Source organism: Streptomyces sp. MnatMP-M17 (assembly GCF_900091995.1).
In the GTDB taxonomy this organism is placed as follows: Bacteria; Actinomycetota; Actinomycetes; order Streptomycetales; family Streptomycetaceae; genus Streptomyces.
In genome coordinates this window covers 1-1,332 of record NZ_FMDK01001246.1, presented here as the reverse complement: position 1 = coordinate 1,332, position 1,332 = coordinate 1, and the positions used below count along the sequence as shown (strand labels likewise).

Below are 1,332 nucleotides of genomic sequence, written 5' to 3'. Positions count from 1 at the left end.
AATCGGAACGGGTACGGACAGGACGAACAAAACGCGTCGTGGGACAGCCGGTACGGCTGGTTAGGCTTGGCTAAGTCTAAGCACCCGAATCAAGCCACCCGCGGGGCCCGGCCCGCATACGGCTGCGCCCCGCCCGCATACGGCTGCGCCCGGCCCGTATACCGCCTGCCTGGGCACAATGGCTCCCATGGCTTCCTCCACGGCTCGGCACGCACCCACCGTCGGCTTCGACCTCGATATGACGCTCATCGACTCGCGTCCCGGTATCCACGCCGCCTACCTGGCACTTTCCGCCGAGACCGGAGTGCGGATCGACGCCGATCTCGCGATCACCCGGCTCGGGCCGCCGCTCGAAGAGGAGCTGGCGCACTGGTTTCCCGAGGACCGGATCGAGGAGGTGGGCGACCGGTACAAGGAGATCTATCCCACAATCGCCATCGCGCCGACGCCCGCGATGCCCGGCGCCCGCGAGGCCATCGCCGCCGTACAGGCGCTCGGCGGCCGGGCCGTCGTCGTCACCGCCAAGCACGAGCCCAACGCCAGACTCCATCTGAGCCACCTCGGTATCGAGCCGGACGAGGTCGTCGGATGGCTGTGGGCGGAGGCCAAGGCCGTGGCCCTGCGCGAACACGGCGCGACGGTGTACGTGGGCGACCACATCGGTGATGTGCGCGGCGCGCGTACGGCCGGCGCGCTCTCCGTCGCCGTACCGACCGGGCCGTGCGACGAGGAGGAACTGCGGGCGGCCGGAGCGGATGTGATCCTGCCGGACCTGACCGCGTTCCCGGCCTGGCTGGAGAGTTACGCGAGCTACGCGACGGTGGAGGCCGCCGACCTGTCCCGACGGCCCGCCGACTCCGCCTGACGGCGCTGCGCCGCGATCGACCGCAGCACGCCCGCGCCCGCGATCAGGAAGCCCACGCCCATCAGCATGCAGACGGCATACGCGACGGACGGGAACGGTTCGGTCCCGAGAAACAGTGGTGCCACGGTGACCAGCGTCGCGATCGCGCCGACGATGAAGACGATCGCGCCGATACGGACCAGTCCGTCGCCGGGTCCGGCCTCGTCCGCAGCGCCGGGTGCGGCGCCGGGTGCGGCGGTGGATGCGGTGCCGAGCGGTGTGCGGGGTGCAGGAGTAGCAGTCACCTCACCAGGGTAGTTCCCAGCGGACAGCAGCGGACAGGAACCATCCGGCGACGTCTTGTCACCAGCCCCTGGACCATTAGCCTTGGGGGTGGCGGGTCTGTCGACCCGCTGTAGTGCTATCCAGAGCCGTTTTTGTGCGCGCCAGCGCCCCAACGAGTACGAGGACGAGGACAGACGTGCCTA

The 1,332-nt window shown here is 69.7% G+C and carries 2 protein-coding genes; one reads left to right on the top strand and one right to left on the bottom strand.

The window, feature by feature from the left end:
• The first annotated feature begins 178 nt into the window (after positions 1–178).
• Positions 179–865 carry an HAD family hydrolase gene (locus tag GA0115259_RS38285; RefSeq protein WP_176732795.1) on the top strand — a complete coding sequence of 229 codons (687 nt, stop codon included), beginning with the start codon at positions 179–181 and terminating at the stop codon, positions 863–865.
• Here the strand turns inward: GA0115259_RS38285 and GA0115259_RS38280 are convergent.
• Positions 811–1,047, bottom strand: coding sequence for a hypothetical protein (locus tag GA0115259_RS38280; RefSeq protein WP_093605235.1), 237 nt, complete (start codon positions 1,045–1,047; stop codon positions 811–813). The genes GA0115259_RS38285 and GA0115259_RS38280 overlap by 55 nt on opposite strands.
• Between the last annotated feature and the right edge of the window lie 285 nt (positions 1,048–1,332).